The 16705-nt window shown below is 59.0% G+C and carries 13 protein-coding genes and 2 tRNA genes; 7 read left to right on the top strand and 8 right to left on the bottom strand.

What is annotated here, in order from left to right:
• Positions 1 to 108: 108 nt before the first annotated feature.
• The 3 genes from gltX (at position 109) to BMZ63_RS04870 (ending at position 1864) form a co-directional block, all read left to right on the top strand.
• The gene (gltX, locus tag BMZ63_RS04860; protein ID WP_091702402.1) at positions 109 to 1590 is read left to right on the top strand and encodes a glutamate--tRNA ligase; all 1482 of its coding nucleotides are present in this window, start codon (positions 109 to 111) and stop codon (positions 1588 to 1590) included.
• Between the two features lie 115 nt (positions 1591 to 1705).
• Positions 1706 to 1781, top strand: a tRNA-Ala gene (locus tag BMZ63_RS04865).
• Between the two features lie 7 nt (positions 1782 to 1788).
• Positions 1789 to 1864, top strand: a tRNA-Glu gene (locus BMZ63_RS04870).
• Between the two features lie 132 nt (positions 1865 to 1996).
• Here BMZ63_RS04870 and BMZ63_RS04875 read toward each other — a convergent pair.
• Both BMZ63_RS04875 and BMZ63_RS04880 read right to left on the bottom strand, forming a co-directional pair.
• The gene (locus BMZ63_RS04875) at positions 1997 to 2848 is read right to left on the bottom strand and encodes a 6-pyruvoyl trahydropterin synthase family protein (protein WP_091702405.1); all 852 of its coding nucleotides are present in this window, start codon (positions 2846 to 2848) and stop codon (positions 1997 to 1999) included.
• 46 nt (positions 2849 to 2894) lie between these two features.
• Positions 2895 to 3407, bottom strand: a complete 513-nt coding sequence (locus tag BMZ63_RS04880) for a hypothetical protein (RefSeq protein WP_227663522.1) — start codon at positions 3405 to 3407, stop codon at positions 2895 to 2897.
• Positions 3408 to 3526: 119 nt separating this feature from the next.
• Here BMZ63_RS04880 and BMZ63_RS04885 point away from each other — a divergent pair, with 119 nt between their 5' ends.
• On the top strand, positions 3527 to 6451 hold the full coding sequence (locus BMZ63_RS04885) for an insulinase family protein (protein ID WP_091702407.1): 2925 nt from the start codon (positions 3527 to 3529) through the stop codon (positions 6449 to 6451).
• Positions 6452 to 6533: 82 nt separating this feature from the next.
• On the opposite strand, the gene ppsR is transcribed toward BMZ63_RS04885, so the two are convergent.
• Positions 6534 to 7349 carry a posphoenolpyruvate synthetase regulatory kinase/phosphorylase PpsR gene (ppsR, locus tag BMZ63_RS04890; protein WP_091702410.1) on the bottom strand — a complete coding sequence of 272 codons (816 nt, stop codon included), beginning with the start codon at positions 7347 to 7349 and terminating at the stop codon, positions 6534 to 6536.
• 132 nt (positions 7350 to 7481) lie between these two features.
• On the opposite strand from ppsR, the gene ppsA reads away from it, so the two are divergent.
• Both ppsA and rraA read left to right on the top strand, forming a co-directional pair.
• A complete protein-coding gene (ppsA, locus tag BMZ63_RS04895) occupies positions 7482 to 9854 on the top strand; it encodes a phosphoenolpyruvate synthase (RefSeq protein ID WP_091702413.1) in 2373 nt (790 codons plus the stop codon).
• A gap of 32 nt (positions 9855 to 9886) precedes the next feature.
• On the top strand, positions 9887 to 10366 hold the full coding sequence (gene rraA, locus BMZ63_RS04900) for a ribonuclease E activity regulator RraA (protein WP_091702416.1): 480 nt from the start codon (positions 9887 to 9889) through the stop codon (positions 10364 to 10366).
• 57 nt (positions 10367 to 10423) lie between these two features.
• Here the strand turns inward: rraA and BMZ63_RS04905 are convergent, their stop codons facing one another.
• From BMZ63_RS04905 to BMZ63_RS04915, 3 genes are all read right to left on the bottom strand, one after another.
• The gene (locus BMZ63_RS04905; protein ID WP_091702418.1) at positions 10424 to 10714 is read right to left on the bottom strand and encodes a PilZ domain-containing protein; all 291 of its coding nucleotides are present in this window, start codon (positions 10712 to 10714) and stop codon (positions 10424 to 10426) included.
• A 4-nt stretch (positions 10715 to 10718) separates the two neighbouring features.
• Positions 10719 to 11387, bottom strand: a complete 669-nt coding sequence (locus BMZ63_RS04910) for a TIGR04211 family SH3 domain-containing protein (protein WP_091702421.1) — start codon at positions 11385 to 11387, stop codon at positions 10719 to 10721.
• 133 nt (positions 11388 to 11520) lie between these two features.
• Entirely contained in the window at positions 11521 to 11820 is a 300-nt protein-coding gene (locus BMZ63_RS04915) for a YciI family protein (RefSeq protein WP_091702423.1), read from the bottom strand.
• Between the two features lie 84 nt (positions 11821 to 11904).
• On the opposite strand from BMZ63_RS04915, the gene BMZ63_RS04920 reads away from it, so the two are divergent.
• Positions 11905 to 12771 carry a PHP domain-containing protein gene (locus BMZ63_RS04920; protein WP_091702538.1) on the top strand — a complete coding sequence of 289 codons (867 nt, stop codon included), beginning with the start codon at positions 11905 to 11907 and terminating at the stop codon, positions 12769 to 12771.
• A 3-nt stretch (positions 12772 to 12774) separates the two neighbouring features.
• Here the strand turns inward: BMZ63_RS04920 and BMZ63_RS04925 are convergent, their stop codons facing one another.
• Both BMZ63_RS04925 and rne read right to left on the bottom strand, forming a co-directional pair.
• On the bottom strand, positions 12775 to 13317 hold the full coding sequence (locus BMZ63_RS04925) for a YecA/YgfB family protein (protein ID WP_091702426.1): 543 nt from the start codon (positions 13315 to 13317) through the stop codon (positions 12775 to 12777).
• Positions 13317 to 16370, bottom strand: coding sequence for a ribonuclease E (rne, locus tag BMZ63_RS04930; protein ID WP_091702428.1), 3054 nt, complete (start codon positions 16368 to 16370; stop codon positions 13317 to 13319). The genes BMZ63_RS04925 and rne overlap by 1 nt, the downstream gene beginning before the upstream one ends.
• Positions 16371 to 16705 lie beyond the last annotated feature (335 nt).

Consider the following 16705-nt stretch of genomic DNA (forward strand, 5'->3'; position numbering starts at 1 on the left):
AATATTACATTAGTGGCGGGTGGGAGCAAAACACAATCATGCGAAATCAGGCTATGGCCGCTATAATGGCGCGTTTATCAACCGGCCACTTATTTTCAGGATGGTTTCATGACAGTACGCACCCGAATTGCTCCGTCGCCCACTGGCGATCCTCACGTTGGTACCGCCTACGTGGCCCTGTTCAACCTGTGTTTTGCGCGCCAGCATGGCGGCCAGTTTATTCTGCGCATTGAAGACACCGATCAGGTGCGCAGTACGGCGGAATCCGAGCAGGACATTCTCAAGGCACTGCGCTGGCTGGGTCTGAACTGGGACGAGGGCCCCGATGTGGGTGGCCCCCACGGCCCGTATCGCCAGTCTGAGCGCAAGCACATGTATGCCCAGTACGCTGAGGACCTGGTGACCGCCGGGCATGCGTTCTACTGCTTCCGCACCCCCGAAGAGCTGGACGCCATTCGCGAAGAGCGCAAGGCCGCGGGCCAGAACCCGGGTATCAAGGGCGATCTGGAGTTGCCTGAAGACGAGGTCAAACGCCGGCTGGAGGCGGGCGAGTCCTATGTGATCCGCATGAAAGTGCCGGACGAGGGCGTGTGTGAAATCCAGGATATGCTGCGTGGTGTGATCGAGATTGACTGGGCACAGGTGGATTGCCAGATTCTGCTGAAATCCGACGGTATGCCCACCTACCACCTGGCCAACGTGGTGGATGATCACCTGATGGGTATCACCCATGTGCTGCGTGGTGAGGAGTGGATCAACTCCGCGCCCAAGCACAAGCTGCTGTATGAGTATTTTGGCTGGGACATGCCGGAGCTGTGTCACCTGCCGCTGTTGCGTAACCCGGACAAGAGCAAGCTGTCCAAGCGCAAGAACCCCACCAGCATCAATTTTTACGAGCGCATGGGCTTTATGCCGGAAGCGGTCACCAACTACCTGGGTCGCATGGGCTGGTCCATGCCGGATGAGCGGGAGAAGTTCACACTGGATGAGATGATCGAGAATTTCGACATCCAGCGTGTATCCCTCGGCGGGCCGGTGTTTGATGTGGAGAAGCTGCGCTGGCTGAACGGCCACTGGATTCGCGAAGAGTTGAGCGATGAGCAGTTCATGGAGCGCATGCACCAGTGGTGGTTCAATCGTGACGATCTGCAGGCACTGGTGCCGCACATCAAGGGCAGGGCAGAAGTATTCTCGGATGTCGCGCCCATGGCCCAGTTCATGTTCAGCGGCATGCTGGACCTGAAACCGGAGGACTTTGAACACAAAAAGCTGGACGAGTCCCAGATCAGGCGTGTGCTGCAGTTTACTTTGTGGAAGCTTGAAGCCCAGCGCCACTGGAGCAAGGATACCATCTTTGCCGACATCAAGGCGCTGGCCAAGGCCATGGACCTGAAGATGGGGGATTTCATGTTCTCGATCTTTGTGGCCATTGCCGGTACGCCCAACTCCTGGTCGGTGATGGACTCCATGGCACTGCTCGGCCCGGACATGACCCGCTCGCGTTTGCGTTATGCGCTGCAGGTTCTGGGTGGTTTTTCCAAGAAGGAAACCAAGCGGGTGGAGAAGGAATACGCTGCGCTGGGTGTTTAAACATCAATTTGATCAATGAGTAAGCGGTTTTCCCGGGGCGACCAAAAAAAATGAAAAAAGTGAAAATTAACGGTTGACGCCCCGGGGGCAGATCCTTAATATACGCAGCCGTTGAGGGGCCATAGCTCAGCTGGGAGAGCGCAACACTGGCAGTGTTGAGGTCAGCGGTTCGATCCCGCTTGGCTCCACCAATTTCTAGTCCCCTTCGTCTAGTGGCCTAGGACTCCGCCCTTTCACGGCGGCAACAGGGGTTCGAACCCCCTAGGGGACGCCAATTCGGCTTAGCGGTTTAGTCCACCGCGAAGCCAACAAAAAAACCGCCTTCGGGCGGTTTTTTTGTGCCTGAAATTTGAGTCTGTCGTGAAAAGGGCGGGCCCAGGTACGGCCTGCCCTTGGTACGCATGGCCTACCGTTTGGCGATGGCGCCCTTGCCCACGCCTTCAAATGCTTTCACCCGAATGTCGTCCTGCGGGAATTCCACTTTCAGCTTGTCGGCGATGTGCGCGGCGATGAATTCCACGGTGCTGTCCGTGTCGATCATATACACGCGCTCCTCCGGCAGGGTGAGGGCGAACTCGCCCTGGTTGGCCTCGTATTCAAAGGTGATGTACAGGTTGCCGTCTTCGCCCACGAACCGGCGTGTCACGTCTTCCTCGGTGCCCACGTAAATGTCCTGCCAGAGCCTGGCCCAGCGGGTCTCCAGGTCATAATCCCGGTGACCGTTGCGATCAATGCGGATGGGGGAGCGGTGCCCGTGGGCAATGCGCTGGCAGTTGCCCAGGTGCTTTTTCAGGCCGTGTACATAGTGGTAGTAGGCGCCATCAATTTCTTCTTCGCGCAGGTGGATTTCCACCGAGGTCACGTTGGCGGGCAGTACTGCCTTCAGCTCTTTTTCCAGCAATTCGGCCACAGCCGAGGGCACTACGGTCTCGGCATTGAGCCAGACAACCGCTTCGTCCGGCGAGCGGTGTTCAATATGGCTGCCATCGGTCAGGTGCCAGGCGAACGTGTCGGGCGTGTCTTCCTGCCATCTCAGGCCAAGGTAACCCCGTGGTACCACCAGGCGGTGGTCAACCCGCTCGTCGATGACCCGCTTGATGGTCCGCTTCACATTACTGAAATCGAACACCATGCCCTGTTCGTCCAGCTCGCCGCCGAGTACCACATCGGCAATCCAGCTTTCGCCCACCAGCCCACGACTGGCGTGCAGGTAGGCGAAATCGATGACGGTCAGGTTGTCGACAAAAAGGTGGTCCATGAAAAGCGTGCCCGGGTTGATGCGTGTGCTTCCCATTCTACCAAAGTTATTGCCCGGGAGCGCGAATGGGGTCGGGTACGGGGTCAGACCCTGTACCCGACCCCGTGATGTTATGGATCTGCTCCCAGGACTTCATGTAGACGTCGGCCTCGTACTCGTAGGGGGAGCGGAAAGGGCTGATGACGAAGTCGAATACCAGGAAGAAGGTACCGATGGACAGCCAGGCAAGGGTGAGGGAGCTGATGGTGTTGGCCTGCTGTTCCGGGTTGCCGGCGATAAAGCCCTGCAGCAGGCTGATCATGTCCTGGGCCATTACCACCGGGTTGAAGCTGGCCAGCACCAGCGGCAGCCAGAAGGCCATCATCACCGGGAAAAAACCGTAGGACCACAGCGCCCGGCGTATGAGATAGAAGAACAGCTCCTTGCGATAACGCTGCCTGACTTCCGGCACCTGCCGGATCTTTTCCAGATAGTTGCGGCGTTCGGCCCACCAGGCGGCAACCTGCGGGGCATCCACGGGGTTGCCGGTTGTGTCGTTTTTTGCACTTTCTTGTGTCATGGGCTGGGCGGCTACCTTGTTTATTTTGTTCCGGGCATCATAGTTATTTGTTCCGGGCATTATAATGAATAGTACGTGTTACCCTGTCTTTCTTAAACTTTCAATCACAGGATCTTTTAATGGCTGCAGCGACAGATACCGCAACGCATCCGGCTTTCGAGAAACTTCGCAGTCACCGGGTAGGCACTCTGAACCTCGAGGTTGAAGAGTACCGCCATAAAAAAACCGGTGCCCGCCATCTGCACCTGGCGGCCGATAACGAGGAAAATGTGTTCTTCGTGGCCCTGCGAACCTTCCCGATGGATTCCACCGGGGTTGCCCACATTCTGGAGCATACCGCACTGTGTGGCAGTGAAAAGTATCCGGTGCGCGATCCGTTTTTCATGATGATTCAGCGTTCGCTGAACACCTTCATGAACGCCTTCACCAGCAGTGACTGGACTGCTTATCCATTCGCCAGCATGAACCGCAAGGATTTCGATAATCTGTTGTCGGTGTACCTGGACTCAGTGTTTTTCTCCAAGCTGGACCCGCTGGATTTTGCCCAGGAAGGCCATCGTCTGGAATTCGACAAGCCAGACGACCCGTCCAGTGACCTGGTGTATCGCGGCGTGGTCTACAACGAAATGAAAGGCGCCATGAGCGCACCCACCTCGCAGTTGTGGCAGAACCTGTCCAGCCACCTTTTCCCGACCACCACCTACCATTACAACAGTGGCGGCGAGCCGGATCACATTGTCGATCTGAGCTACAACGACCTGGTGGATTTCTACAAACACCATTACCACCCGAGCAACGCCATTTTTGCCACCTATGGCAACATCCCGGCCCGGGAGCACCATGAAAAGTTCGAAGAACTTGCCCTGAAACGCTTTGACCGGCTGGATATCGATTTGCCCGTGCGTGACGAAAAGCGTCTGTTCAGCCCGATTCGGGTGGAACAGGGTTACGCCGTTAACGAAGGCGAAGGCACCGAGAAGAAGACCCACATGGTGATGGGCTGGTTGCTGGGTCACAGCTTTGACTTCCTGGAAAACATGGAAGGGCAGTTGCTGTCTGCGGTGCTTCTGGAGAACAGTGCCTCGCCCCTGATGCAGGCGCTGGAGACTACCGACCTAGGCCATGCGCCGTCGCCGATGATGGGGTTGGAGGATTCCAACCGGGAAATGACCTTTGTCTGCGGTATTGAAGGCACCGAACCCGAATGCCGGGCCGATTTCGAGACGCTGGTGGAATCGACTCTGGAGAAAGTGGCGCAAGAGGGCGTCAGCCAGGAGCGGCTGGAAGCCATTCTGCACCAGTTGGAACTGCACCAGCGCGAGATTGCCGGTGACCAATTCCCCTATGGCCTGCAGCTGATCATGAATGCCATCTCGCCGATGGTACACGGCGGTGATCCGGTGGATGTACTGGACATCGAGCCGGTATTGGCGACCCTGCGCGAGAAGATCAAGGATCCGGATTACGTGCGCAATCTGGTGCGCCGTAAGCTGCTGGATAATCCGCACCGGGTTACGCTCACCCTGCGCCCGGACGAGCAGCTCGAAAGTCATCGCCAGGAAGCGGTGAAGCGGGCCCTGGCTGAACGCAAGAAGCAGCTCACTGAAGAAGAATGCCGGCAGATTGTCGAGCGCGCCCAGGCTCTGGAAGAGCGCCAGCTGCGCAAGGACGACGATTCCATTTTGCCCAAGGTCGGCCTGGAAGACGTGCCTTTGCAACGCCCGGAACCGGAAGGCCGGTATGACGCTGACACCGGCGCTACGGTCTACAGTACCGGCACCAACGGCCTGGTGTACCAGCAGGTGGTGCTGCCGTTGCCGGAGCTGACTGAAGAAGAATTGTTGATGCTGCCGTACTACGCCACGCTGATTTCCGAAGTGGGCTGCGGCGAGCTGGACTACCTGCAGATGCAGGACCGCATCTCCGCTGAATCCGGCGGTATTGGTGCCTCGTTGACCGCCAAGGGCCGGATTGACGATGTGCAGGACTTGTCCGGTTACCTGATTTTCAGTGGCAAGGCGCTGGCCCGTAACGCCAAAGAGCTGACCACGTTGCTGAAAGATGTGTACACCGGTGCGCGCTTTGACGAAAAAGCGCGCATTCGCGAAATCATTGCCCAGATTCGTACTCGCCGTGAGCAGGCGGTCACCGGCAGCGGTCATGCCCTGGCCATGAGTGCCGCGGCCCAGGGCCTGAGTGCAGGTTCCTGGCTGGCTTACCGCATTGGCGGGCTGGCTGCGATCAAGGCCACCAAGGAACTGGACAAGGCGCTGGCGGACGAAGCCGGCCTGAACGACTTCTGCGGCAAGCTGCAGGCGTTGCACGAGCGTGTTCGCAACCAGAAACGGGAGTTCCTGCTGGTGGGCGAAGAAGCCCAGGCACAGCCCATGCTGGCCGGGCTGAAAGAATGCTGGCAGGGTGAGCCGGCCGGCGGTGAAGGCAACTGGCGGATGGCGCCGGTGAATTACAGCAACCGGGAGGCCTGGCTGACCTCCACCCAGGTCAATTTCTGCGCCAAGGCCTACGCCACGGTGCCGGTTGATCACCCGGACGCCGCACCGCTGACGGTGCTGGGCGGCTTTTTGCGCAACGGTTTTCTGCATCGGGCCATTCGGGAAAAAGGCGGTGCCTATGGCGGCGGCGCCGGGCAGGACAGCGTGACCGGTGTGTTCCGTTTCTTCTCCTACCGCGATCCGCGCCTGGGCGACACCCTGGATGATTTCGATGCGTCGCTGAAATGGCTGCAGGATGAAGAGCATGAGCCGCGTGAGTTGGAGGAGGCTATCCTGGGTGTGATCGGCGGGCTGGACAAACCCCGTTCACCGTCCGGTGCCGCGCGCCATGCCTACCACGACAAGCTGTTTGGCCGCACGCCGGAGCAACGGGCACGGTTCCGTGAGCGGGTCTTGTTGGTAACGGTGGATGACTTGCGCCGTGTGGCGGACACCTGGCTTAAGCCGGAAAATGCCAACGTGGCGGTGGTTACCAATCCGGACAACAGGTCTGCCGCCGAGCAACTGGGTCTGAGCATACAGGAGCTGTAATCGTCCGCAGGCGACAGGTGCAATGAAAAAGCGGAAGAGGTTGGCTCTTCCGCTTTTTTTATGTCCGATCGTTTGGCGCGGTTTAGCGGTGGCGCTTCAGACCCGTGGTCACCATGATCCGGGTGGAGATCTCCTCGACCGAGTAGGCGGTGGTGTTCAGATAGGGGATGCGCTCACGCTTGTACATCAGCTCGATTTCCTCCACTTCCAGCATGCACTGTTTCAGGGAGGAGTAGCGTGAGTTGGGACGTCGCTCGTTGCGGATGGTGGCCAATCGCTCCGGCTCTATGGTCAGTCCGAACAGCTTTTCCCGGTGCGGTTTCAGCGCGGTTGGCAGGGTCTGGTCGTTCAGGTCCTCCTCGGTGATGGGATAGTTGGCGGCCTTGATTCCATATTGCAGAGCCAGGTACAGGCAGGTGGGCGTTTTGCCGCTGCGAGAGGCGCCCACCAGAATCAGGTCGGCGTCATGGTAGTGACGGGTACGGGCACCGTCGTCGTTGTCCAGGGCGAAGTTGACCGCTTCGATGCGCCGCTCGTAGCTGTTCTCGTTGTCGATGGAGTGGGACTTGCCCACGGTATAGGACGACGACGAGTTCAGCTCCTGCTCCAGCGGATTCAGGAAAGTGCCGAAGATATCGATCATGAAGCCTTCCGAGGTGTCGATGGTCTTGCGGATTTCCTTGTCAACAATCGTATCGAACACCAGCGGCCGCTCCTGGTCGCGTTCTGCCGCCTCGTTGATGCGCCGCACCAGGTCGTGTGCCTTGTCTTCGCTGTCCACGTAGGGCACGGTGATTTTTTCAAACTCGATCTTCTCGAACTGGGCGAGCAGGGCGTGGCCCAGGGCCTCGGCGGTCAGGCCGGTGCCGTCGGAAATGAAAAACGCGGTTCTTTTCATGGATATATCCGGTCCTGTAAGGGCAAATTGCCGGGGGTCTTGATTTGACTCCCTAGGTAAATTTTGTGGGTTACAGTATCATATCGCACACATTCGAGACTCTGCGCCATTCAGATTCAAGGGAGACACGCTTTGGAAGATTACATTATCTGGTTTGACCACCTGGGCATGAATGATGTTGACCGGGTTGGTGGCAAAAATGCCTCTCTCGGTGAAATGATCAGTAATCTCGCCAATGCCGGTGTCCGGGTGCCCGGTGGTTTTGCCACCACCGCCCACGCCTACCGTGAATTTCTGGCAACCGACGGTCTGAAAGAGCGTATTGACCAGGCACTCGATGCCCTGGACGTGAATGACGTGAACGAGCTTGCCCGCGTTGGTGCACAGATTCGCCAATGGGTAGTGGATACGCCGTTCCCGGATGTGCTTGATAACACCTTGAAAGAAGCCTTTGCCCAGCTGCAGGACGGCAACGAACAGATGGCGGTGGCGGTACGTTCCTCGGCCACGGCCGAAGACTTGCCGGATGCCTCCTTTGCCGGCCAGCAGGAAACTTTCCTGAATGTGGTGGGGTTGGATCAGGTACGCCACACCGTGAAAGAAGTGTTTGCCTCCCTGTTCAACGACCGCGCCATTTCCTACCGCGTGCACCACGGCTTCGACCACAAGCTGGTGGCCCTGTCTGCCGGTATCCAGAAAATGGTACGCAGTGAAACCGCGGCCAGCGGTGTGATGTTTACCCTGGATACGGAATCCGGGTTTCGCGATGCCGTGTTTATTACTTCTTCCTATGGCCTGGGTGAGACCGTGGTGCAGGGCGCGGTGAACCCCGACGAGTTCTACGTGCATAAAGGTACACTTGAGGCCGGCCGCCCGGCGGTGCTGCGCCGTAACCTGGGCAGCAAGGCCATCAAGATGGTCTACCATTCCGAGCCGGGCCACGGCCAGTACGTCGAAACGGTCAAAGTTGAGCCGGAAGACCGCAACCGATTCTCCATCACTGACGCGGAAGTGGAAGAGCTGGCCAAGCAGGCGATGATCATCGAAAAGCACTACAACCGCCCGATGGACATTGAATGGGCCAAAGACGGTGATGACGGCCAGATTTACATCGTCCAGGCACGGCCGGAAACCGTGAAAAGCCGCGTGGGCGCCAATGTGATGGAGCGTTACCTGCTCAAAGAGACCGGCAAGGTGCTGGTGGAAGGGCGCAGCATCGGTCACAAGATCGGCAGCGGCCCGGTTCGAGTGGTGGACAGCATCGGCGAGATGGACAAGGTGCAGCCGGGGGATGTGCTGGTCACCGACATGACCGACCCGGACTGGGAACCGGTGATGAAGCGCGCCTCTGCCATCGTCACCGACCGTGGTGGTCGCACCTGTCACGCGGCCATCATAGCCCGGGAACTGGGTATTCCGGCTGTTGTGGGGTGTGGCGAGGCCACCGATTTGCTGAAGGATGGCCAGGAAGTCACGGTGTCCTGTGCCGAGGGCGACACCGGCATGATCTACGAAGGCGCACTGGACTTCGAATTGCGTGAAAACACCGTCGATTCCATGCCCGAACTTCCGTTCAAGATCATGATGAACGTAGGCAACCCCGACCGTGCCTTTGATTTCCAGGCACTGCCGAACGAAGGCGTGGGCCTGGCCCGGCTGGAGTTCATCATCAACCGGATGATTGGTGTTCATCCCAAGGCACTGCTGAATTTCGACGGCCTGCCGGGCGATATCAAACAGACAGTCGAAAAGCGCATTGCCGGTTACGCCTCACCGGTGGATTTCTACGTGGACAAGCTGGTGGAGGGCATCTCCACCCTGGCGGCCGCCTTCACGCCGAAAAAAGTGATCGTGCGCCTGTCTGACTTCAAATCCAACGAATACGCCAATCTGATTGGCGGCACCCTGTACGAGCCGGATGAAGAAAACCCGATGCTCGGCTTCCGTGGTGCTTCCCGCTACATCTCCGACACCTTCCGTGACTGTTTCGAGCTGGAATGCCGCGCGCTCAAGCGTGTGCGTGACGAGATGGGCCTGACCAACGTAGAGGTGATGGTGCCGTTCGTACGCACCGTGGGCGAAGCCGAGCAGGTGGTGAGCCTGCTGGCGGAGAACGGCCTCAAGCGGGGCGAGAATGGCCTGCGGGTGATCATGATGTGTGAACTGCCGGCCAACGCCTTGCTGGCCGACGAGTTCCTGGAGCACTTCGATGGTTTCTCCATCGGCTCCAACGACCTGACCCAGCTGACCCTGGGCCTGGACCGGGATTCCGGCATTATCGCGCACCTGTTTGACGAGCGTAACGAGGCGGTGAAAAAGCTGCTGGCCAACGCCATTCAGGCGTGCAACCGCGCCGGCAAGTACGTGGGCATCTGCGGCCAGGGGCCGTCGGATCATCCGGACCTGGCCAAGTGGCTGATGGAGCACGGTATTGATTCTGTGTCTCTGAACCCGGATTCGGTCATGGATACCTGGTTCTTCCTGGCTGACGAGAAGACCGATTAACCACAAAACCTTACAGGCAAAAGGAGCGAAACGTGAGCAAGATTATTACGCCGGATTTGTGTGACGAGTTTCCGGAAGTGCAGGTGGTGGAGCCTGGCTTCAACAACTATGGCGGTATCCGTCAGTTTGGTGGCGAGATCGTGACCGTGAAGTGCCACGAAGACAACTCCGTGGTCAAGGAGCAGGTAGGTCAGCCGGGTAATGGCCGAGTGATGGTGGTTGATGGCGGTGCGTCCAAACGCAATGCGCTGCTGGGCGACATGCTGGCGGAAAAAGCCGCCGAGAACGGCTGGGCCGGTCTGATCATCTACGGCTGCATCCGCGATGTGGACGAGATTGGTGCCACCAATCTGGGCGTACAGGCGCTCGGCACCGTGCCCCGAAAGACTGCCAAGCGTGGTATTGGTGACCTGAATGTGCCGGTGACCTTCCACGGCGTGACCTTCCACCCGGGCCACTATGTGTACGCCGACAACAACGGCATCATTGTCAGCGAGAAGCCGCTGGTTTAACCGGCGATTACCTGGCAGTTACAAAAAAGGCGGCTCCGTTGCGGGCCGCCTTTTTTATTACCGTGTCACCTGAACAATGTTAATGCCGAGCAGGTAGCCATCGTCCGCCGGCTCACAGCGCACCACTTCGCACTCGGTTTCCAGTGCCGGTGTCTGCCCGCCCGCCGACTCCATTCGGGTTGTCAGAGTGTCTCCGACGTTGAACGGGCGGCTGACCGACAACTGCATGCCAGTGGCACTCAAATCACGGCAGGTGCCAATCAGGGTCTCGCCCTGGCTGTCGGTGATATGGATATGGGCATCGACCCGCATCCGGTGGAAGTCCCGCTTTTCTGCATAATCTTGCATGGCATCAGGCCCAGCTGTCGTTTTTCCGGGTGGGTTTGAGCATGGGAACAATCAGCGCCAGCAACACACCTCCGAACACCAGCCCCGCGCCCAGCAACATGAAATTGGATTCTCTGCCAGCTTCCAGGCGCTCGTTTTCGGCGGCCAGTATTTCCAGCTCGTCGCTCAGCTTCTGGTTCTCCTGCAACAATTCTTCGTTTCGACGCTCAAGGTTAAGGGCATCCGAGGCCACGTTCTTGATGCGTGTCAGCTCCTGCTGAAGTTCTTCGGCACGGCCAGACAGGTTGTTTTCCTGCCTCTCCAGGCGGTTCCGCTCTTCGGTGACCTGTTCCAATTGTTCGTTCAGTTCGCTGAGCCGTTGCTGCGCGTTTTCCAGTTCATTTCTGGTGTCCTCAAGCAGGTCGGCTGCAATTGGCTCGTTGCTCAGATATTGGCTGCGTACCCAGCCCTCGCGGCCCTGTGGGGTGCGAACCCGTGTGTACTCACCGCTGGTTTCCAGTACTTCCAGTGCCGTACCGCTGGGCATGGCGTTCTGCACGATGCGGTACTGGTTACCAGCACCAGAGCGCAGCGGCAGATAGAGCTGGTCGTCGACCCAGACGGTACGGGCCTGAGCAACCGACATCGAGCTGAAAACAAGCAGGGCGGCAACGATTAAGCGAAACGGTGTCACGGATAATATCCTGGTACATGAGGTTTGCTGTGAATCTTGCCGCCAATTTTGTCACAGGGTGTAAAGCAATCAAGTAACGTAGCGTTACAATCCGCTCATGGAGTCGGTGGTGTGATGCAGTTGGCGCTTCACCTCAGGGCAGGACCACTTTGTAGGGTTTGACGGTGACCGACTGGTATACCCCGGCTGCCACGTAGGGATCATCGTCGGCCCATTTTTGCGCCTGCTCGAGGGACTCGAATTCCGCAATCACCAGGCTGCCACTAAAGCCGGCTTCGCCTGGGTCGGGCGTATCGATGGCCGGATGCGGGCCGGCCACCAGCAAGCGGCCATCGTCTTTCAGTGCCTGCAGGCGGGCGAGGTGATCCGGGCGGGCCTGTTGGCGCAGTCGCAGGCTGTCGGGTACATCTTCACTGATAATGGCGTAGTACATTGCGGTTCCTCGTCGGGTTTTCCGGTGGGGTGCCAGCGCCGCTACTGATACACTGGCACCTTCAATCATTTGAATGGTATGCCAGTGACTATAACCCAAGAGTCCAAACCCTGCATTGACCTGCATTGCCACAGCACGGCCTCCGACGGCGCCCTCACGCCGATGGACCTGGTGGCCCGCGCCAGGGAAAAAGGGGTAACTCACCTGGCCCTGACCGACCACGACACCATTGACGGGTTGGCGGCTGCCCGGGCGGCGGCAGACACGGCAGGCCTGGCTTTGATTAACGGCATTGAGCTGTCCTGTGTCTGGCGCGGTAATACCATTCATATTGTTGGTCTGGATTTCGACCATTCCGATCCCGATTTCCTCGCCTTGTTGGAGCAGCAGAACTACAACCGGTGGCAGCGGGCCCGGCTGATTGCCGATAAGCTGTCCAGGCTGAAAGTCGAGGACTTGCTCGGCAAGGCCACGCAGCACGCGGGCGGCGATGTGCCCGGCCGGCCGCATTTTGCCAGGGTGTTGATGGATGAGGGCGTGGTTACGCGTATGGATATGGCCTTCAAGCGTTACCTGGGGGCGGGCAAGCCTGGTGATGTGAAAGCCTGCTGGCCGGAGCTGGCCGAGGTGGTGCAGTGGATTGAATCCGCCGGTGGCATTTCGGTGCTGGCACATCCGCGCAAGTACAAGATGACGGCCACCAAGCTTCGCCAGTTGACGGCGGATTTCATGGCCGCCGGTGGCAGGGGTATTGAAGTGTCTGTGTCCGGACAGTCCAGTGGGGATCTGGGCTTTGTTGCAGAACTGGCGCGGCGACAGGGTTTGCTCGCGTCCCAGGGCAGTGATTTTCATTTCCCCGGTGCCGCCTGGTGTGAGCTGGGGCGTATAGAAAAAATGCCAGAGGGGCTAGAGCCCGTCTGGCATCATTTCCGGCAACCGGTCCGGTACTGAGGTTCAGTCCGGCGCGTGGAACAACAGGTACAGATCGGTTAGCGAGTCCGGAATGGCTTCCGCCATACGCGCGGACAGTTTTTCATCGTTGCGCACCTTGGTGAAGTCGTCGTCTTCAAACAGGCCCGACAGGGTCAGCATGGGCACCATCAAATCCGCCACTTCTTCCTCGGCGGCGGCTTCCAGCCAGCTTTCCTCGTGTTCCAGGAAGGTGTCAACGAATCCGGCGCACCAGTTCTCCAGCGCGTTCATCGGGTCGCCATCTTCCGGCTCCGGCAGCTCCAGCGGCTGCCCCATGTCCAGGGCGTGGGCCATGTCTTCGCCCAGCTGCTTTACGCAGCGGGCAAAGATCTCGGGTACGCCGTCGTCCGGCAGAGTGTCAGAGCCGGTGGCCAGGCAGAAGAGATCCTCTGCCCGTAGCCGTACCGGTCCAATCACGCTGGCACAGACCACCCCGTGAAAGCCGAAGAAGTCCAGGGCATGGTCGCCCCACGGCTCGGCGAAAAGAATGTCTTCCAGCGCTTCAATATCGGCATTGCTCAGCATTACGATTCGCTCCCCGCCTTTTTGGCGGCTTCTGCGGCGCGCTGGCGCTTACGAACTTCCCGAGGGTCGTTGTAGGCGCGGCCCGGGGTTACCGGAACATCCACCGCTTCTGCCGCGTTATTGGTGGCCGGTTCGGCTGGTTCAGCCGGCTTGTCGGCAGATTTGGCTTTTGGCTCGTCTGCCGGCTGTCGCTCTGTTTTGGCTTCCGGCTCGGCTTCCGCCTTGCTCGCGGCCTTGGGTTCGGCTTCTGCTTTGCTCTCAGCCTTGGTCTCCGGCTTGCTCTCGGCTTTTGATTCGGCTTTGCTTTCCGCCTCTACTGGCTCGGACTTTTTCGCCTCCGCGGGTTCTGCCTCGGCCTGTTGGGGCGATTGCTGCCCGGTCTTCTCCGGCTTGGCTTCATCCGCCTTCTGCTCGCCCGGGGCATCCGAAGTCGGCGCTTTTTCAGCTTTCTCTTCAGCTTTGGCTTCCGGCTTTGACTCGACCTTGCTGTCTGCCTTGGGTTCGGCTTTTGTTTCCGCCTGGGTTTCGGCCTTGGTTTCGGTTTGTGCCGTCGCCTGCTCAGTAGCGTCCACTTTTTGATCGGCGTCGGCTTTCTGCGGCTTGCGCTTGCGACTGGGCGTTTTGTTGTCGCCAGTGTCTTTGCCAGTGGCCTTTGCCGGCGCTTTTTCCGAAGCCTGCTCAGCGGCTTTTTCCGCCGGCTTTTCGGTTGTGGCCGGTGTCTGCTCGGTTGCGGTTTCCGCTTTCACCAGGCTTTCTGGCTGAGTGTCCTTCTCGTGCCTGCTGGAACGTTCCGCTTTGCGGGCCGCCGGAGTGGATTCCGGTGTTTCGGTCGGTGAGCCATCCCGATTACGGGGGCGACGCGGTTTGCGGTTTTGCTCGTCGGCGGTGGTCTTCTGGTCTTTTGCGTCCTTCTGATCCCGGTTGTCCTTCTTGCCACCGGTGTCTTTCTGGTCACGCTGCGGACGGTTGCGGTTCTGGCCGCGTTTATTGCGGTTATCGCTACCCTTGTTGTCCTGGCCTTTATTATCCGGGCCTTTGTTGTCGGTGCCCTTGCTTTCCGCCGGCTTGTCCTGCTGGTTCTGGCGATTCTGGTTGTTACGACCTCCACGATTACGACCACGGTTGTCGTCGCCGCGGTTTTGCTGGCCGCCCTGGCGACGGTCGTTACCGCTACGGTTGTTGCCGCCGGAGGAGCGCTGGTCATCCCGGGCTACCCGCGATTTGCGACGGTCTTGACGCTGGTTGCGGCGGTCGTCATTGCGGTTACGGTTGCCGTTACCGGAGGACTTGTTCTCTGTGCCGCTGCGCTGCTCGGTGGTTTGTGCCGGCTCTTCGCCACGGAAAAAGTCGGCAATCTTCCGGCCGAGCTTGCGGAATACGCTGGCTTCCTGCTCTTCGGTGCTCTCGGCTTTTGCCGTGGTGGCGCTGGCCGGGGCTGGCGCGGAAGGCCGGATGGCTTTCACGGCCGCCTGCTCGCGCACCGGCTTTTCGGTACCGGGTGCTTCGGAAACCTGCTCTTCCTCCCGCTGGTTATACTCTTCGGCCACCTGGTGGCTGGAGATGTGCTCCGGAGTGGTTTCATCCTGGCGCAGGCGGATGATTTCGAAGTGAGGGGTTTCCATGTTGGGCACCGGAGCCACCACCACAGACACTTTCTGCAAGGCTTCGATGTCGGCCAGTTGCTTGCGCTTTTCGTTGAGCAGGAAAGTGGCTACGGAAACCGGCACCACGGCGCGGACTTCGGCAGTCTTTTCCTTGGAGGATTCTTCGTAGATCAGGCGCATGATGGACAGCGCCAGGGATTCGATACCCCGGATGGTGCCCTGGCCTTCGCAGCGTGGGCAGACTTCGCTGCGGGTTTCGCCCAGGGAAGGGCGCAGGCGCTGGCGGGACATCTCCAGCAGGCCGAAACGGGAAATCTTGCCAACCTGAACCCGGGCCCGGTCGATTTCCAGGGCTTCCCGCATTTTCTGCTCAACTTCGCGCTGGTGGCGGGCCGGGGTCATGTCAATGAAGTCGATCACCACCAGGCCGCCCATGTCACGCAGGCGCAGCTGGCGGGCAATTTCCTCGGCTGCTTCCAGGTTGGTCTGCAGCGCGGTTTCCTCGATGTCCTGACCCTTGGTGGCGCGGGAGGAGTTGATGTCGATGGACACCAGCGCTTCGGTCGGGTCGATGACGATGGAGCCGCCGGAGGGCAGTTTTACTTCACGCTGGAAGGCGGTCTCGATCTGACCTTCGATCTGATAGCGGCTGAACAGGGGGATCTCGTCCTTGTACAGCTTGATCTTGTTCTCGAAGGTGGGCATGACCGCGCGAACAAAGCTCAGCACATCTTCATAGACCGTCTCGGCGTCGATCAGCACCTCACCAATGTCCTGGCGAAGGTAGTCGCGCACCGCACGGATGATCACGTTGCTTTCCTGGTGTATCAGGAAGGGCGCTTTGCGTTCTTCAGCGGCCTGGGTGATGGCTTCCCAGAATTGCACCAGGTAGTCCAGATCCCACTGCAGCTCTTCGGTGGTGCGGCCAATGCCGGCGGTGCGCACGATGATGCCCATGCCCTTGGGGGTCTGGACATCGCTCATGGCTTCCTTCAGTTGGGCGCGTTCGTCGCCTTCAATACGACGGGAAATGCCGCCGGCCCGGGGGTTGTTGGGCATCAGTACCAGGTAGCGGCCGGCCAGGGAGACAAAGGTGGTGAGGGCGGCGCCCTTGTTGCCACGCTCTTCCTTGTCGACCTGGACAATCACTTCCTGGCCTTCGGAGACCACATCCTTGATGTTGATCTTGCCTTCGATCTGGCCGGGGGATTTCTTGAAATAGTCTTTGGAGATTTCTTTCAGTGGCAAAAAGCCGTGGCGCTCTGCACCGAAATCGACAAAAGCGGCTTCCAGGCTGGGTTCAACGCGGGTGATTCGGCCTTTATAGATATTGGCCTTCTTCTGCTCGCGGGTGCTGGATTCGATATCCAGGTCAAACAGCCGTTGTCCGTCTACCAGGGCTACGCGCAACTCTTCAGGATGAGTTGCATTAATCAGCATTCTTTTCATGGAAAGAAAGGGTTCCTGTCGTCTGTTGGTGACAGAAAACCGGGGGAGCTCGCATCAGCGAAGCGGGATGTGCGTGCCGCAGGCCTTTGAAATACAGGCGGGCTGCGGCCAGACGGATCAATCCCTTGTGGGGATGCATCCAATCGGTCTGAGACCACCAGCAACTGCGTGTCTGTTGTCAGACAGGCGGAGGCCGAACAGGGTACGTGTCTGTTGACGCATATTTCCGTTTTCAGGTTCACACAAAGGCCTGGGTCTCACGTCATATTGTGTGATGGACGGCCCGGCTTTGCGTGGCAATGATTCTTCGCGATGTCGCCCGACGGTTTTCCGGT

Source organism: Marinobacter persicus (assembly GCF_900114155.1).
In the GTDB taxonomy this organism is placed as follows: domain Bacteria; phylum Pseudomonadota; class Gammaproteobacteria; order Pseudomonadales; family Oleiphilaceae; genus Marinobacter; species Marinobacter persicus.